The organism is Pyxidicoccus caerfyrddinensis, from assembly GCF_010894405.1.
GTDB lineage: Bacteria > Myxococcota > Myxococcia > Myxococcales > Myxococcaceae > Myxococcus > Myxococcus caerfyrddinensis.
Genome location: NZ_JAAIYA010000011.1, coordinates 357,852 through 373,662 on the forward strand (window position 1 = coordinate 357,852; position 15,811 = coordinate 373,662).

A 15,811-nucleotide genomic window follows, 5' to 3' on the forward strand; every position below is an offset into this window, starting at 1 on the left:
CGCGCTACGGCGTGCCGAGCTGGGTGGACCCGGAGGCCATGCCGGGCGTGGCGGGCGGGAAGAAGTCCAGGCGCAGGAGCTGCTCGCCGTCCACCCAGAGGTCATCCACCTTCACGCCCCAGTGGAGGTGCGGTCCGGTGACGCGGCCGGTGCTGCCCACCTGGCCCAGCTTCTGGCCCTGCTTCACGCGGGTGCCGCTCTTCACGCCGATGCGGGACATGTGGAAGTACGACGTGTAGAGGCCCGCGCCGTGGTGGATGATGACCGTCTTCCCGGAGGCGTAGTTGTCGCGGCTCATCACCACGACGCCGTCATTGGCGGCGAGGATGGGCATGCCCGGGTCCCCGTCGATGTCCACGCCGAAGTGCTGGCTGGACAGCTTGCCGTTGAAGGTGCGGCGGTCGCCGAAGGGCGCGGTGATGCGGTCCTGCCGCGGCCAGGCGAAGTTCTGTTCGAAGCTCGGCGCGGCGAAGGGCTGGGAGAAGGCCTGCGCGAAGGCGCGGCGGTCCGCGGCCATGCGGGCCTTCACGCTCGCGGGCGGCTCCACGTACTTGCCGGACACCTTCAGCTCGCGCGCGGGGTAGCCCGGCTCCACCACGTCCAGCGTGCCCGTGAGCTCCAGCGGCGCGGCGCCCGGCGCGGCGGGGCCCAGCACCTTCACGGCCGCCGTGCCCGGGGCCATCTCCACCGGCAGGCCCGTCACCGCCAGGAAGCCCTCACCCCAGGGGAAGAAGCGCAGGGCGCGGCCCGCCAGCGTGCCCGACGGCAGCTCCGCCATGCCCCGCACCATCACCAGCACCGGGTCTCCGGGCTTGGCCGCGCCGGGCAATAGCGACAAGAGGGGGCGGCCCTCGGCGAGCGGCTGCGACTCGGGCACGGGAGCGGCGGCCGAGGGAGCGGACGCCGAGGGAGCGGGCGCCGGAGACGGCGCGGCGGCCCGGGCCTTCGCACCGAGGGCGAGCAGGGCGAGCAGCAGGTAGGGCGAAGCGGAATACTTCCGGCCAGCGGGGAGCGGAGGCATGGGCCGTTCTTACACCACGCGAGCGCGTCCTCTTCCCGCGGTGACGAGAGAAGTCGCCGCACGCCTGCTCCTCTCCCCGGAAGCGCCCGCCGCGCCGCCTGCCGCCACACGCTTCGTTGTCTGCTCGGCGACAGACCGCCATCCGCCAGACATTGTCGGCACTTGGACGAAGGGAGACGCAAGGCGCGCCGCCCGCAGGGTTGGAGGGGGAGCGAGCGGGCGGGGCATGTGCTGTCAAGGCGTACCCTGGGACCAGCGCGCTCCCTAGCTTCTGGACGGACTCGATTCTTGGAGATTCGCGGATGCCCCGTTCCTATAGCTACGACCACTTCCAGGTCCCGAAGACGCTGCCCGCGCAGAAGCGCAGCCTGCGACATGAGGACAAGGCGAGCTTGAAGAAAGCGGGCGCCCATCCAGAGCAGATGGGCAGCCATGAGGGCGTGCACTACGGGAAGGCCCACGCGCAGACGGAGGAGCTCTACCAGGCGCACCAGATGCAGGCGGAGCTGGAGGAGCTGGCCCGCCCCGAGCCCGACGCCAAGTTCTCCCACGGCCCGGAGTTCACCTCGCGCAAGGTGAAGAATCGCGCGGCCTCCCTGCGGGCCCAGACGCCCGTCATCGGGGGCACGGCGCCCATTGGCGCGCTGCCGCCCACGAAGGAGCTGCCTCCGCGCGGGCGGCTGGGGGACCTGATGGACGAGGCGCAGCGCCAGCTGCAGGCCATCCAGGGTGGACTGGGAGACGCGGCCAAGGCGGTGACGCGGCTGGCGTCGCTCCCCCTGGAGGTGGCGAGGCTCGCGGCGCGTCGCTTCCACCTCGTCAACGGGTGAGCCGCGCGCGTGGAGCTGACCCTCGTTTCGTACAACATCCACAGCGGCATCGGGACGGACGGCCGGTTCGACCTGGGCCGCGTGGGCACGGTGCTCCGCGAGGTGGACGCGGACATCATCGCGCTCCAGGAAGTGGGGGACTTCCGCAATGTCACGCCGCGGGAGGACCAGCCCGAGCACCTGGCCGACCTGCTCGGCATGCACATGGCGTTCGGCCCCAACGTGGTGCGCAACGGCCGGCGCTACGGCAACGCGATTCTCTCGCGGCTGCCCATCCTCAAGTCGAAGAACTATGACCTGAGCGTGGGACGCCGCGAGCCGCGCGGGGCGCTGCGGTGCGACCTCGACTTGGGCGACGGCAAGCAGCTCCACGTCTTCAGCCTGCACCTGGGCTTGAGGCTGGGGGAGCGGCGCCGGCAGGAGGCGCTGCTGTTGTCCGCGGACATCCTCCGCGAGGCCGCGCGCAAGGACCCGCTCGTGGTGTGCGGGGACTTCAACTACCTGGGCAACGGGCCGGTGCCGTCGCTGGTGCGCCAGGCCATCCGCGACGTGGCCCTGGAGCTGGGGGCGGCGGCGCGCACGTATCCCACCCGGATGCCCATGTTTCGGTTGGACCGCATCTACGTGGACGCGGGGGTGCGCCCGGTGGACGTCCACCCCCACCGCACCGAGATGAGCCGGGTGGCGTCGGACCACCTGCCGCTGGTGTTCCGCTTCGAGGCGCCCATGGATGTGGAGGCCCCCCTCTCTCCGCCCGTGCAGCTCATCGGCTAGCCTTGCGGGTGCCGGTGGGCGCGTTCAGTGGCCGACGCTTGCGAACGCCGGACAGATCCGCAGTGACGTGGTTGTCGCGCGGAGGTGGGGTGCCTAGGTTGGCCCCCACCCGTGAGGACGTGGGCGCCGGCCGGAGAAGCAAATGCAAGTGGGGAGTGAACAGACCGAGCGCGGAATCTCCGCGCTCGTCGGGCGCATGGCGGACGGCTTCAGCCGCCTGGTGACACAGCACCTGCAACTGGCACGGCTGGAGCTCGCGGAGGATGTGAAGGCCACCGGCCTGGACGTGGCGATGATTGCCGCCTTCGTGCCCTTCATCCTCGTGGGCTATGCCTTCGTGTGCGGGGCGCTCGCGGCGGTGCTGTCGACGTGGCTCGGCTGGGCCGGGGCGCTCGGCGGGGTGGGGCTCATCAACCTCGCGGGTGGCATCGGTGGCGCGCTCTGGGCGGTGAAGCGGCTCCAGACGCGCCGGATGATGGACGACAGCACGAGCGAGCTGTCGCGCAGCATGGCCGCGCTCACCCACTCCGCGCCGGCCGCCTCCGTGAATACGCTCCGGGGCGCCAACAGCGAATTCTTCGAGGAGCCGCAGAATGGCCGCTAGCAATGGACTGCCCAAGTCCGCCAGCCCGCAGAATGCCGCCGCGCTTCGTGCGGAAATCGAGCGCACGCGCGCCGAGCTGGCCACGTCCGTGAGTGCCCTGCGCGAGGAGGTGGCCGTGGCCGCCGACTGGCGTCAGTGGGTGCGCCGTCATCCGCACGCGTGCATCGGCGCGGCCTTTGTCGTGGGCTTCTGGCTGGGCTCGCGCCGGTAGCTCGCGCGACACTTCCCAAGTTTCACCCCCTGAAAGAGGAGATGGCTTCGATGGAGATGAATCCGCAGCAGATGGCCGACAGGGCCCGGCAGCTCCAGGACCGCGTGGTGCCGCAGATCGACGAGGCCCGGCAGAACCTGGTGGACATGAACAACCGGGTCGTCGGCTTCATCCGGGCCAATCCGGGCACGTGCCTGCTGGGCGCGGTGGCCATTGGCTTCCTCGTCGGCCGCATCGCCTCGCGCCGCTAAGCGTTTCCGAAGGACACGAGAGGGCATTCATGACGACCTATCCAGGTGCAACGGGCAACGGCACGCCCCAGGCGCAGAACAACGGCTCCGACGCGGGCTTCGGGCAGCGGGTGGACCAGATTGGCTCGGAGGCGCAGCAGCTCTGGACGGACGCGCGCAGCGCGGTGACCGACCTGGGCCAGACGTTGGACCTGCGCGGCCGCGTGGAGCGCAACCCGTACGGGATGATGGCGGCCGCGATAGGCGTGGGCTACGTGCTGGGCGGTGGCCTCTTCACGCCGCTGACCGCGCGCATCATCCGCCTGGGCGTGCGGCTGGCCGCGCTGCCGCTCGTCAAGGACGAGCTGATGGGCATGGCCGAGCAGGCCTTCAATGGCTACCAGGCGGGCCGTGACATGGCCGGCGGGGGGCGCTCGGAGAGCTCCACCTCGGCGAACGCCACGAACGCTGGCACTCCGCGCCCTCCCAGCTACTAGGCTGGGCGCTTTCCCACTTGCCGTCGCAGTACCCACCCCTGGAGTACAGAATGGTGAACCTCAACACCCTCAAGAAGATGGACAAGGACGACCTGCTGAACCTCATCGGCCTGGAGACCCGCCGCGACACGACGGAAACGCTCCTGCCGGTGCTGGGCGCCTTCGCGGCGGGCATCCTGGTGGGCGCGGGCCTGGGACTGCTGCTGGCGCCGAAGCCGGGCAACCAGCTCCGGGATGATTTGAAGCAGCGGCTGGCGAGCGGCCAGGAGTACCTGAACAACACCGTGGGCCGCGTCAGCGAGACGATTCAGCAGCAGGGTACGCCGTCGCCGACGCGCAACACCTGAGTCCAGGCGAGCAGTCGCCTTTCACGCGAGGGCCTCCATTCGTGCCGATGCCGGCACCGGATGGGGGCCTTCTCGTTGCGGGGCGGCCAGGCAGGGCGCTGGGAGGGCCTTTCTCGTGCCGGAGTCCGCATCGCGTGAGGGCCTTCGCGTCGCGGGGCGGTTAGAGTCGGAAGCGTGAGTGAGAAGATGTCACGGCTGCCCGGGGTGGAGTCCGCGGCCGGCGCGGGCCCTGACGCCGCGCTGGCGCGGCTGCGCGCGCTGGAGACGCTCGAGTCTGGCTACGAGGCCTGGCTGGAGCTGAAGCTGGACCACGCCACCTTCCGCGCGCGCCTGCGCGAGGAGCGCGAGCGGTTGGACCAGCAGGGCTCCTTCCTCCTGGGCGCGGTGCGCGCCGCGGGGCTGGTGCCGCCGTCGACTCCGGACGGGCCGGGCCTGGTGCCGTCCACGCCGTCCGCGGGCGACTTCGTGCGCGACGCCGAGGCGAAGCTGGGGACCGCCCGCGAGGCCCTGTCCCAGCGCGAGGCGGAAGGCGAGGCCCGCTACGGCGCGGCCTTCACGGAGCTGCGCACCACGCTGAAGGACCGCATCCAGCGCCACCTCTCCGCGAGCCGCCCGCGCCTGACGCTGCTGCTGCGCCGCGTGGGGGCGGAGCGCTCCATCCTCCACGTGGAGCGCGTGTCCGGGGACGCGCCGGTGCTGCTGTGTTTCCTCTTCAGCGGGCGGATTCCCTCGCGCCATGGCTTCCTCCTGGACGACTCCACGGAGGACGTGGCGCTGTCGCCCGCGCCCCTCTACCCCGACGAGGGCGTGGCTCCGGCCGAAGTGCGCCCGGACGCGGCGGGGCTGGAGGCGCGGGTGCGCGGGGCAGGGGAGGTGCTGCCGCTGAAGGGCTTCCTGCCCGTGTTCGTCCCGCGCCCCGGTGGAGGCGAGGACTTCTTCCGCCTCCTGCAGCGCGGGGCGGTGCTGGAGGTGGAGGTGGCGGAAGGGGCTGGCTTCCGCAACGTCCTCACCCGCGAGGAGGCGGAGCGCTTCGCGGGGCACCTGCTGCGCCTCAAGCTCGAGGGGCGAATCGACCTGGAGCTCGAGGCGGGCTGAGTCCGGCGCGGGGCCTCAGCGCGTGCGCACCACGCCCACTTCGGCGGTGCCCGCCAGGAGCGCGCTGCCGAGGAACAGGTTGTCGGACTCCGCGCCGCCCAGGCGCACGGCCTGGAAGATGACGAGGTACGTCTGGTTCCGCGCGGGGAACGCGGTGCCCGGAATCGTCACGCGGGCCTCGCGGTACGGGCCGGGCAGGCCCACGAGCTGGAGGAACTGCAGGGGCGTCTTGGGCACGTTGGTGTACGTCGGCTCGCCCTGCGCGCCTTCCGCGCTCAGCGGCACCACCGTGACGAAGCCCAGCGTGCGGTCCTGGCCCTCGGCCACCGCCACGCGGTCGAACGCCAGCGCGGTGTTCGCGTCGGTGCGCAGGAAGCCCTCGGGCGGGTGGAAGGCGGAGATGACCTCCTTCACCGGCGCGTTGTCCACCTGTCCCACGTAGCGCGTGCCGCCCTGCGCGGCGATGAACTGGTACGTCGCGCCGGACTGGTACTGGAAGCCCTCCTCGCCCACGCTGGTGCGGCTGTAGCTGCCCGCGCCGTCCTCCGTCAGCGTCGTGGCCTGCCCGTCCACCGGCAGCACGGTGACGGACGCGCCCGGCACACCCGACGGCTGCGAGTTCTCCCCGGACCGGGTGCCCAGGAACACGGCGGCCGCCGTCTGCGCCGGCAGCGAGATGACGTCACCGCCGTCCGCGCCGAAAGTCCCGGCGTCGTAGCCGGCCAGCGCGGAGGCGGACACGTCCACCTGCGGGGTGGAGAGCAGGGTGCCGACCATGACGTGGTCGGCGGAGAGCTGATTCCCCGTCTTCTCCAGGTCGCAGGCCAGGGGAGCAAGGGAGGAGGCGGCGAGGGCGACGGATAGCAGGAGGCGTTTCATCGGTGGTTTCCAGAAGTACTTCGAGTTGGCCGAGCATAGCAGGCGCGCACGACAGCGCCCGCGCCGGGGCCGGACTCGGGGTATCCTCCGGGCTCCGTGCAAGGTCACCGCGTCCACTCCGCAGGCCGGCGCTTCCTCAAGAGGCTCGGCGTCTCGCTCCTCATGGCCGTCAGCTTCGGCTGCGTGCTGGGCCTGCTCGTCTACCTGCGCGCGCCCGGGCTGGCGGAGCCGAAGGATGAGGCCTCCGGCTGGGCTCCCTCCGCCGTCTTCGACACCGCCCAGGCGTGGCTGGATGGGTGGGAGCGCGCCTCCTACGACTGGCGCGTGCGCGAGCTGGGCGAGCGCTCCGAGCGGCCGGACGAAGCGGTGGTGGTCGCCATCGACGACGAGACGCTCGCCGAGGCCCGCCAGGACGACCGGCCGGGCGTCGCCACGCAGCCGTGGCCGCGCCAGCTGGTGGGCGGCATGGTGCACCGGCTGGTGGAGGAGGGCGCCCTGCTGGTGCTGGTGGACCTGCCCTTCCCGGAGCTGAGCCCCAGCGCCTGCGTGGACCCGAAGCTGTCCCCCCAGGCGCCCTCCGGCGACGACAACGCCTTCCGCGCGCTGTTGGACCGCGAGCCCGGCCGCGCGCTGCTTTCGTTCTCATGGGAGTCCCAGGGCGCCCGCGTGCTGCCGCCCGCGAGCCGCCTGTGGCCGTACCGCGTGAAGCTGGGCACCTACGCCACTCCGGCCGAGGCCCGCACCCGCGCGCAGGCCGTGCTCGCCGTGCAGCGCCCCGCGTTCCTCATCCCCGCCGGCAACCAGGTGGAGGTGTGGGGCGGCGCCACCGACGAGGCGGACGGGCACGGCCTGGGCACGCGGCTGGGCGTGGGCTCCGCCGCGATTGAAGAGCGCCGCGCCGCGGACGACACCTACCGCGTGGGCCCCACGGACCTCTTCGTGTCGCTGGCGGAGGTGCAGGTGGAGGGGCTGGACGCGACGAAGCTGGTGGAGGTGCGCCACCTCCAGCACCCCGTGGCCCCGCTGCTGGGCGGTGGCAGCGGCTACGGCTCCGTCACCCTCCCGGCGGACCCGGACGGGGTGGTGCGCGCCGTGCCGCAGCTGGTGGCCTTCACCGTCCGGGGACAGCGGCACGTGCTGCCCTCGCTGCCGCTGGCCGCGGCCATGCGCCTGGCCAACACGCGCACGCTGCGCTACGCGGACGGCCGGCTGCACGTGGGGGATGCGTACTCGGTGCCCATGGACGCGTCGGGCTTCAGCCTGCTGCGCTGGGACGCGCCCACCGCGGGGCGGGGCTCACGTGGCTCGCTCGCCCGCTCCATCCGCGCGTGGAACGTGCTGCTCAACGTCTTCGACGTGGCGGGCGAGCGCCCCGCGCGCTTCGACAATGATTTGGAGGGCCGCACCGTCGTCCTCACCCGCACGGCGGGGGAGGGTGGCCACCTGCGCTCCACGCCCATTGGCCCGGAGACGCCCGGCGGCGCCATCCTCGGGCAGGCGCTAGCCAACATCCTCCGCTCGGAGGGCATCACCCGCGCGCCCGCGGACCTGGACCTGATGCTCACCGTGGGGCTCGCCTTCTCCGGGGCGTTCCTCGCGCTGTCGCTCAGCTTCCTCTTGCGCTCGGTGCGCGGCGCGGTGCTCTACGTCGGCATGCTCGTCGCGGCCGGCGCGGGCTACGCGGCGGTGTCCTCCTACGTCTTCATCGAGCAGCGGCTGTGGATTGCCATGGCCGGCCCGCTGATGGCCATGGTGGGCGCCTTCGTCGTCACGCTCCTCTACGCCTTCAGCACCGAGCGCGAGGTGCGCGACTTCGTCCACAACGCGCTCGGCCGCTACGTCAGCCCGGACGTGGCGCGGCTGGTGTCGCGTGACTTGAACCTGATGCGCCCCGAGCGCCGCAAGATGTCCGTGTACGTCTGCGACATCGAGGGCTTCACCCGCCTGTCGGAGGGCCTGACTCCCGAGCAGCTCGTGGGCCTCTTCAACGAGTACCTCACGGAGATGGCCGCGGTGGTGCGCTCCACGGCGGGGCAGGTGGACAAGTACATCGGCGACTCCGTCATGGCCTTCTGGGGCGCGCCCGTGCGCACCGACAGGCACGCGCACCTGGCCTGCGAGGCCGCGCTGAAGCTGCGCGCCGTGCTCGCCGAGAAGCAGGACGCCTGGGAGAAGAAGTTCGGCCGCCGCCTCAGCTTCCGCGCCGGCATCGACACCGGCGAGGTGGTGGTGGGCGACATGGGAAGCCAGCTCAAGTCCAACTACACGGTGCTCGGGGATGCGGTGGGGCTCGCCGCGCGGCTGGAGTCCGTCAACAAGGTGTACGGCACCTGGGTGCTGGTGGGGGACGCCGCCGCGCAGCTCGCCAGCGACAGCTACGTCTTCCGCATGGTGGACCACGTGCGCTTCAAGGGCCGCTCACAGCCGGTGCGCGTCCACGAGCTATTGGGGCGCCGCGGCGAAATCACCCCGCGCATGCAGGAGCAGCTGGCCCTCCACGAGCAGGCCCTCACCGCGTACCACCAGCGCCGCTTCGCCGAGGCCCACGCCCTCTTCGAGCGCGCCAGCATGGACTTCCACGACACCGTCGCCGCCGTGTACGTGGGCCGCTGTGGCCGCTACCTCGTCACGCCGCCGCCCGCGGACTGGGACGGCGTGCACGGCCTGGAAGAGTCGGGGCCCACCGCCGCCGCCGCGTGAGTCAGCCGTCGTCGTCGCAGTCGGAGTCCGGCTGGCCGAACAGCTCCTTCACCGGCGCGTCCTTCGCGATGTGCTCCTCCACCACGCGCCCCATCTTCTCCGGCGTCATGTGGGAGTAGTACACCTCGCCCGGCCAGCCCATGAGCTGGTAGTCCTCGGGGGACAGCGGGTCTCTCTTGCGGCCGGTGTCCTCGCGCACGACGACGTTGGGCCCCATGTGGCAGAAGCCGTAGCAGCCGCCGCGGTACAGCTCGCAGCGCGGCACCAGCTTCTGCGCGGACAGCGTGTCCCTCGCCGCGGCGTACACGGCGTCCGCGCCGTTGGCCTTGCAGGTGGAGCCCTTGCACACCGAGAGGCGGTAACGCTTCATGGGTGCGCCCACCCTACGGAGTCCGCGCCGTGTCTGAAAGCAGACGGGCGCGGGCACACGACGGCCGCCTGCACTCCGCACGGGCCAGGAAGACGGCTGTCCTCGTGTGTGGCGCCAGGGCCATTGAAGAGCTTCATCGTCACCACCTGCACCCCGAAAAGGCACCGGCCCGCCTACCGCTGCGAGAGCGGGGGGCGGGCCGGCAGTCACGAAGCCCTACGGGCTCGTGAGGAAGTCGGATCTACTTGAGGAACTTCGTCACCTGGATGGGACCCTGCTGAGTAACGACGGTCTGGCCCCCATGCCCGCCCGCCTGGGCGCCCGGCGTCGCCTTGCCCTGGCCCCCGTGGCCGTGGCCCGCGCCGAGGCTGCCGTGCTGCGGCAGCTTCAGCTCCACCAGGCCCTCGCCGATGCGGGTGTGGGCTTCCTTGTGGGCGTGGTGCGGCTCCTCGGAGCCCTCGCGCTTGTTCCACGGGTCCGACGGGTGGGACACCGCCGGCCCCTTGAGCAGCTTGGGGATGTCGTACACGAAGTTCTGCCGCGTGTACTCCGGAGGGGTGTGCGTGTACGTGTCCATGCGGATGGCGTCCTTGGGGCACGCATCCACGCACAGGCCGCACACGATGCAGCGCAGCTCGTCGATGACGAACTGGGTGGGGAACTTCTCGATGACGCGAGACTCGCCCTCGGCGGACGTCTCCTCGTACTCCCCCGCCTCGATGTAGATGCACTGCGCCGGGCAGATGGTGGCGCACATGTAGCAGGCCACGCAGCGCGGCTTGCCGTCCTCGCGCGGAACCAGCCGGTGCAGCCCGCGGTAGCCCTCGGGGTAGACCTGCTTCTCCTCGGGGTACTGCACCGTCGTCATCAGGCTGGTGCCCTTGCGGTCCACCACCGACACGTTGGTGTCACGCGTCCCGAAGAGGTTGCGGAAGAAGTGCTTCGTCGTGATGGCCAGCCCGCGTAGCAGCTCGGGCACGTACGCCCGCTCGCGGATGTCCGTGCGGGGGTCCTTGCTCACATTGTAGGCCATGATGGTGTTCTCGATTCCCGGTGTGCCTGGAGCGCCGGTGGGAAGCTAGTGCGTGGAGGCCGGGGCCGCGCCGTGGGCCGGAAGGCCGTGGGCCGCGTGCGCGCCGGCGGGCAGTCCGTGCCCGTGGTCGTCATGGCCGTGGGCGCCATGGGCGCCGCCGTGCGCCCCGCCCTCCGCCGGTTCCTTGGTCGTCATCGTCAGCACCATGATGAAGGCAATCTCCAGCATGCCGACGATGGCCAGCGCCCGCAGGGACGGGTCCCACAGCACCAGCGCGCCGCTGACGAACACGTTCACCAGGCCCATGGGCAGGAGGATCTTCCAGCCCAGCGACTGGATCTGGTCATAGCGGAAGCGGGGGAACGTCCAGCGGATGAGCAGCTGCACCCAGATGAGGAAGACGACCTTCAGCCAGAACACCGTGCCGAGGATGGCCCCGTACAGCCAGCCCTGCTCCTGCATCAGCGGCTGGCTCGCCAGCCACTCGCCGCCGAAGGGCAGGTGGTGCCCGCCGAGGAAGAGCGCCGTCGTCACGCCGGCCAGCACCACGACTTCCACGAACTCGGAGATCATGAAGAGGCCGAACTTCATGCCGGAGTACTCGACGAAGTAGCCGATGATTTCGGACTCGCCCTCGGGCAGGTCGAACGGGGCGCGCTTGGTCTCCGCGAAGGACGCGGCGAAGAAGCCGAGGAAGCCCAGCGGCTGGAGGAGGATGCCCCACGCCGGCAGGCCGAGGTCGAAGGCCCCGTCGGTGCGCCACAGGTACTGCGCCTGGCCGGTGCCGCTGGCGACGGCCGAGCCCAGCTCACCGACGATGGTGGGCAGCTGCACGGAGGAGAAGGCGAGGAACAGGCCCACCAGCGACAGGCCCAGCGCCACCTCGTACGAAATCATCTGCGACGTGGCGCGCACGCCGCCCAGCAGCGCGAACTTGTTGTTGGAGGCCCAGCCCGCCAGCGCGGTGCCGTAGACGGCCAGCGAGGCGATGGCGAGCACGTACAGCATGCCGAAGTCCGGCGTGGCCACCACCATGTCCACCTGGTGCCCGAAGACATTCACGGTCGGGCCGGCGGGCACCACGGCGAACAGGGCGAAGACCGGGGCGAAGGCGAGGATGGGGCCCAGGTTGAACAGGAAGCGGTTGGCCGTCCCCGGGATGAGGTCCTCCTTCGTCAGCATCTTGAGGACGTCGGTGAGGATGTGCGGCAGGCCGCCCAGCGCGCGGTTCTTCAGGCCGGGCAGGTTGATGCGCGCGCGGTTGGGGCCGACGCGGTCCTGGATGTAAGCGCTCCACTTGCGCTCCGCCATCGTCAGGAGCGTGGCAATGATCATCACGAAGACGAGGATGAGGAAGAGGATGTTGGTCAGCCGGCTGGCGCCGGCGAACCCGTGCTCCTCCACCAGCCCGCCCACGGCGTACGCCGCCGCCGCCACCCCGAAGATGGTGACGACGATGGTGACGCAGGCGGTGAGGATGGTCAGTACGCGGCTCATGGCTAGATACCCCTCACCCGGGGCGTACCGAACTCACGGTACCCCGGAGGACGCCCGTCGGCGCCCGCAGGCAGCGGATTGATGCCCGGCTTCTCCCGGTCCGGCGGAGAGGCCTTGTCCCAGTTGAACTCGGCGAACGCGGCCACCTTGCCGGCCAGCTCGCGCCACACGTCGCGCGCGGACGCCCAGGCGGCCTCGCCGCCCAGCTCGCGCGTCAGCTCCGCCGCCCAGCGCCAGTGGGGCACCACGTCGCCCTTGGGCGGGTAGGCCTTCCGGAAGCGCTGGATGAGGCCGTCCAGGTTGACGAAGGAGCCCTCGTCCTCCACGTGGACGGAGGCCGGCAGCAGCACCGTGGCCTGCGCCGTGACGGGGGACTCGTTGGTGGACTGCGCCACGAAGACGTCCAGCCGGCCCGCCGCCTGCGCGAAGGCCGCCGCGTCACCCGGCACCTCGGTGCCGATGGCGTACAGCGCCTTCACCTTGCCCGCGCCCACCGCGGTGGACAGCGCGTCGAAGGACTCGAGCTTGAGCCCCAGGCCCTGGGCAATCAGCTCCAGGCCCTTGCGGTTGGGGTTCTTGTCCGCCGTCATCAGGTAGTGGTCCGCGGCGCCCTGCGGACGGCCGCCCACGTACACCGTGGACACGCCCAGCGTGGCCTTGGCGAAGGTGAGGCCCGCCAGCAGGTCCTCGTTGGAGGCCACCGGCGAGGCCAGCACGGCCAGCTGCGCGGTGCCCACCAGCGGCTTGAGCGCCTTGGCCGCGGCCTGCACCGCCTCCTTGCGCGTCACCACCGGCTCGGCCTCGCTGGCGGCGCCGGCGCGGCGGCCCACCTGCGGACGCAGCGCGCGCTCCAGGTTGAGGGACTTGTACGAGAGCCGGCCCTGGTCGCACATCCAGGACTTGTTGACGGCCTCGTTCTCACGCGGGCGGTAGCGGTAGGTGTCCTGCGACATCCAGTCCGCGTAGGTGTTGCAGCCGCGCGAGCAGCCGGTGCACACCGACGGGGTGGCGGACAGGAACCAGGCGCGCGCCTTGAAGCGGAAGTCGCGGCTGAGCAGCGCGCCCACCGGGCACACGTCCACGGTGTTCAGCGAGTAGTTGCTGTCCAGCTCGCTGCCGGGGAACACGTCGATGCGCTCGTGGCTGCCGCGGCCGAACACGCCCAGCTGCGGCTCCTTGGCCACCTCGTTCATCACGCGCACGCAGCGGGTGCACATGATGCAGCGCTCCTGGTCCAGGACCACGCGGGGCCCCAGCACCTTGCGCTTGTTCTTGAGCGTCTTGCCGCCCTCCAGGCGCGAGGGGCGGTAGTCGTACTTCATGTAGTAGTCCTGCAGCTTGCACTCACCGGCCTGGTCGCAGATGGAGCAGTCGACCGGGTGGTTGAGCAGCAGGAACTCCATCACCGAGCGCTGCTGCTCCTTCACCTTGGGCGTCGTGGTCTTGATGACCACGCCCTCGGCGATCGGCGTCTGGCACGCGGGCACCAGCTTGGGCGCGTTGGACGCCTCGATGAGGCAGATGCGGCAGTTGGCGGCGATGGAGAGCCGCGGGTGGTAGCAGTAGTAGGGAATCTCCGAGCCGACCAGCTTGGCCGCCTCGATCATGTTCGTCCCCGGCTTCACCACGACTTCGCGGCCGTCGACGGTGAAGGTGACGAAGCCCGGGTTCTTCGGCGCCGGCTTGGGCGGCGGGCCCGCGGGGGGCGGCGGCTTGGGCGTGCCGGTGGGGCCGCTGGCCGCCGCGGGCGGGTTGTCCAGCTTCGCGCCCGCGGGCGGGTTGGACGGCTCGGGGCCAATCTTCGCCGCGGGGGTGTCGGTGGGCGCGCCCTTGGGAGGCGTCTGCGCGTCACCGGTGGGCTTCTTCGTGTCGTTGTCGCTCACTGCTCGACCTCGCCGCCGATCATGTTGATGGTGTCGAAAGTGGGGATGAGGTCCGCCAGCATCTTGCCTTCGATGATGTGCGGCACCGCGGCCAGCACGGGGAAGCCCGGGGCGCGCACGTGCACCTTGTACGGGCGGCCGCTGCCATCGCTCACGATGTACCAGCCCAGCTCACCGTTGGACGCCTCGGTGGAGTCGTAGACCTCGCCGGCGGGCACCTGGATGCCTTCCATCACCAGCTTGAAGTGCGACATCACGCCCTCGATGGTGCCGTACACCTCCGGCTTGGGCGGCAGGGCGATGCGCCAGTCATCCACGATGATGGGGCCGGCGGGGATGGTGTCCATCGCCTGGCGCAGGATGTGGATGGACTGACGCATCTCCTCGAGGCGGACGAGGTAGCGGTCGTAGTTGTCGCCGTGCTCGCCGACCGGCACCTTGAAGTCGAACCGGTCGTAGACCCAGTACGGCTTCGCCTTGCGGATGTCGTAGTTGACGCCGCAGGCGCGCAGGGCCGGGCCGGTGTAGCCGAAGTCGATGGCGTCCTCGGCGCTGATGACGCCGGTGCCCTTGGTGCGGTCCACGAAGATGCGGTTGCGCGTGAGCAGCCCGTCCATCTCGTCGATGAGCTCCATGCCGCGGTCCAGCGACTTGTGGACCTTTTGAATCCAGCCCTCGGGCAGGTCGCGGTTGATGCCGCCCACGCGGCCGAAGCTGGTGGTCAGCCGGGCGCCGGTCAGCTCGGCGGTGCGGTCATGGAGCAGCTCGCGGAACTCCATGGCGAAGAGGAACGGCGCGAAGCCGCCCAGCTCCAGGCCGGTGGCGCCCACGCACGTCAGGTGGTCCGTCAGCCGGTGGATTTCGGAGCCGATGACGCGGATGTACTGGGCGCGCTCGGGAATCTCCAGGCCGATGAGCTTCTCCACGGCGTTGAGGAACCCGAAGTTGTTCATCATCGCGGACAGGTAGTTGAGCCGGTCCGTGTAGGGCAGGCACTGCGTCCACGTGACGTTCTCGCAGCTCTTCTGGAAGCCGCGGTGGAGGAAGCCGATCTCCGGGTCGATCTTGACGATGGTCTCACCCTCGAGCTCCACCTTCAGGCGCACGGTGCCGTGCGTGGCGGGGTGCGAGGGGCCCATGTTGATGACCATGCGCTTGGTCTGGAGGTGGGCCTCCAGCTCCGACTCGTGGGCGTACGCGTCGGTGTCCGGATTGGGCGTTTCGGGGGCGTGGGGCTTGGCGTGGTCAGCCATGGTGTCCTCAGCAGATCAGGAGAGCCCGCTGGTGCCGGGGCCGCGGAAGATGTCCTTGATGGGGCGCTCGGGAATGAGCGGCTGCCGGTCTCGCAGCGCGTAGTCCTTGCGCAGGGGGTGACCCTGGAACTCCTCGTAGAGGAGGATGCGGCGCAGGTCCGGGTGCCCGTCGAAGCGGATGCCGTAGAAGTCGAACGTCAGGCGCTCCCACCAGTTGGCGCCCCGGAACAGCGGCGTCAGAGAGGGGACCACGGGCTGGCTCTCGCTCACCCGCACCTTGAGGCGCACGTGCTCGTGCCGCTTGAGCGAGTAGAGGAAGTAGACGACCTCGAAGCGCGGGTCGTTCTCCGCCAGGTGCAGGCGGTCCACGGCGTCGATGGAGCCGAAGAGCTTGAACTCCAGCTCCGGGTCGTTCTTCAGGAAGGCGGCGACCTTCGGAAGAGAGTCGGCATGGATCACGGCCCAGGCGCCGCCCGTCCGGTCCACGTAGCGATCCGCCACCGCCTCTGGGAGCTGGGCGGAGACCCTGTCCAACGCGAAAGTGCTCAAGGGGAACCCAATGACTGAAGGGAGAAGAATTCGCGGCG

The 15,811-nt window shown here is 70.7% G+C and carries 17 protein-coding genes; 9 read left to right on the forward strand and 8 right to left on the reverse strand.

Features of this window, described 5'->3' with window-relative positions:
* Nucleotides 1-4 precede the first annotated feature (4 nt).
* The gene (locus tag G4D86_RS27355; protein ID WP_163996976.1) at nt 5-1,021 is read right to left on the reverse strand and encodes a M23 family metallopeptidase; all 1,017 of its coding nucleotides are present in this window, start codon (nt 1,019-1,021) and stop codon (nt 5-7) included.
* A 302-nt stretch (nt 1,022-1,323) separates the two neighbouring features.
* On the opposite strand from G4D86_RS27355, the gene G4D86_RS27360 reads away from it, so the two are divergent.
* The 8 genes from G4D86_RS27360 (at nt 1,324) to G4D86_RS27395 (ending at nt 5,609) form a co-directional block, all read left to right on the forward strand.
* Nucleotides 1,324-1,851 (forward strand): hypothetical protein, encoded by a 528-nt coding sequence (locus tag G4D86_RS27360; protein ID WP_163996977.1) that lies wholly within the window; start codon nt 1,324-1,326, stop codon nt 1,849-1,851.
* Nucleotides 1,852-1,860: 9 nt separating this feature from the next.
* Nucleotides 1,861-2,625 carry an endonuclease/exonuclease/phosphatase family protein gene (locus G4D86_RS27365; RefSeq protein WP_163996978.1) on the forward strand — a complete coding sequence of 255 codons (765 nt, stop codon included), beginning with the start codon at nt 1,861-1,863 and terminating at the stop codon, nt 2,623-2,625.
* Between the two features lie 142 nt (nt 2,626-2,767).
* A complete protein-coding gene (locus G4D86_RS27370) occupies nt 2,768-3,229 on the forward strand; it encodes a phage holin family protein (protein ID WP_163996979.1) in 462 nt (153 codons plus the stop codon).
* Nucleotides 3,219-3,440, forward strand: coding sequence for a DUF3618 domain-containing protein (locus G4D86_RS27375; RefSeq protein WP_163996980.1), 222 nt, complete (start codon nt 3,219-3,221; stop codon nt 3,438-3,440). The genes G4D86_RS27370 and G4D86_RS27375 overlap by 11 nt, the downstream gene beginning before the upstream one ends.
* A 50-nt stretch (nt 3,441-3,490) precedes the next feature.
* The gene (locus G4D86_RS27380; RefSeq protein ID WP_163996981.1) at nt 3,491-3,691 is read left to right on the forward strand and encodes a hypothetical protein; all 201 of its coding nucleotides are present in this window, start codon (nt 3,491-3,493) and stop codon (nt 3,689-3,691) included.
* Between the two features lie 29 nt (nt 3,692-3,720).
* On the forward strand, nt 3,721-4,167 hold the full coding sequence (locus tag G4D86_RS27385; RefSeq protein ID WP_163996982.1) for a hypothetical protein: 447 nt from the start codon (nt 3,721-3,723) through the stop codon (nt 4,165-4,167).
* Between the two features lie 50 nt (nt 4,168-4,217).
* Nucleotides 4,218-4,514 carry a YtxH domain-containing protein gene (locus G4D86_RS27390; RefSeq protein ID WP_163996983.1) on the forward strand — a complete coding sequence of 99 codons (297 nt, stop codon included), beginning with the start codon at nt 4,218-4,220 and terminating at the stop codon, nt 4,512-4,514.
* Nucleotides 4,515-4,700: 186 nt separating this feature from the next.
* Entirely contained in the window at nt 4,701-5,609 is a 909-nt protein-coding gene (locus tag G4D86_RS27395; protein WP_163997052.1) for a hypothetical protein, read from the forward strand.
* A gap of 15 nt (nt 5,610-5,624) precedes the next feature.
* Here G4D86_RS27395 and G4D86_RS27400 read toward each other — a convergent pair whose 3' ends face one another.
* On the reverse strand, nt 5,625-6,488 hold the full coding sequence (locus G4D86_RS27400; RefSeq protein WP_205519757.1) for a hypothetical protein: 864 nt from the start codon (nt 6,486-6,488) through the stop codon (nt 5,625-5,627).
* Between the two features lie 162 nt (nt 6,489-6,650).
* Here G4D86_RS27400 and G4D86_RS27405 point away from each other — a divergent pair, with 162 nt between their 5' ends.
* Nucleotides 6,651-9,188 carry an adenylate/guanylate cyclase domain-containing protein gene (locus G4D86_RS27405; protein WP_163996984.1) on the forward strand — a complete coding sequence of 846 codons (2,538 nt, stop codon included), beginning with the start codon at nt 6,651-6,653 and terminating at the stop codon, nt 9,186-9,188.
* 1 nt (nt 9,189) lies between these two features.
* Here G4D86_RS27405 and G4D86_RS27410 read toward each other — a convergent pair whose 3' ends face one another.
* From G4D86_RS27410 to G4D86_RS27435, 6 genes are all read right to left on the reverse strand, one after another.
* Nucleotides 9,190-9,558 (reverse strand): (2Fe-2S) ferredoxin domain-containing protein, encoded by a 369-nt coding sequence (locus G4D86_RS27410; protein ID WP_163996985.1) that lies wholly within the window; start codon nt 9,556-9,558, stop codon nt 9,190-9,192.
* Between the two features lie 241 nt (nt 9,559-9,799).
* Nucleotides 9,800-10,591 (reverse strand): NuoI/complex I 23 kDa subunit family protein, encoded by a 792-nt coding sequence (locus tag G4D86_RS27415; RefSeq protein ID WP_163996986.1) that lies wholly within the window; start codon nt 10,589-10,591, stop codon nt 9,800-9,802.
* A 45-nt stretch (nt 10,592-10,636) separates the two neighbouring features.
* Nucleotides 10,637-12,088, reverse strand: a complete 1,452-nt coding sequence (locus G4D86_RS27420; protein WP_163996987.1) for a complex I subunit 1/NuoH family protein — start codon at nt 12,086-12,088, stop codon at nt 10,637-10,639.
* Between the two features lie 2 nt (nt 12,089-12,090).
* Nucleotides 12,091-13,971, reverse strand: a complete 1,881-nt coding sequence (locus G4D86_RS27425; RefSeq protein WP_163996988.1) for an NADH-quinone oxidoreductase subunit G — start codon at nt 13,969-13,971, stop codon at nt 12,091-12,093.
* On the reverse strand, nt 13,968-15,224 hold the full coding sequence (gene nuoD, locus G4D86_RS27430; RefSeq protein WP_163996989.1) for an NADH dehydrogenase (quinone) subunit D: 1,257 nt from the start codon (nt 15,222-15,224) through the stop codon (nt 13,968-13,970). The genes G4D86_RS27425 and nuoD overlap by 4 nt, the downstream gene beginning before the upstream one ends.
* Before the next feature lie 15 nt (nt 15,225-15,239).
* On the reverse strand, nt 15,240-15,758 hold the full coding sequence (locus G4D86_RS27435) for an NADH-quinone oxidoreductase subunit C (RefSeq protein WP_163997054.1): 519 nt from the start codon (nt 15,756-15,758) through the stop codon (nt 15,240-15,242).
* Nucleotides 15,759-15,811 lie beyond the last annotated feature (53 nt).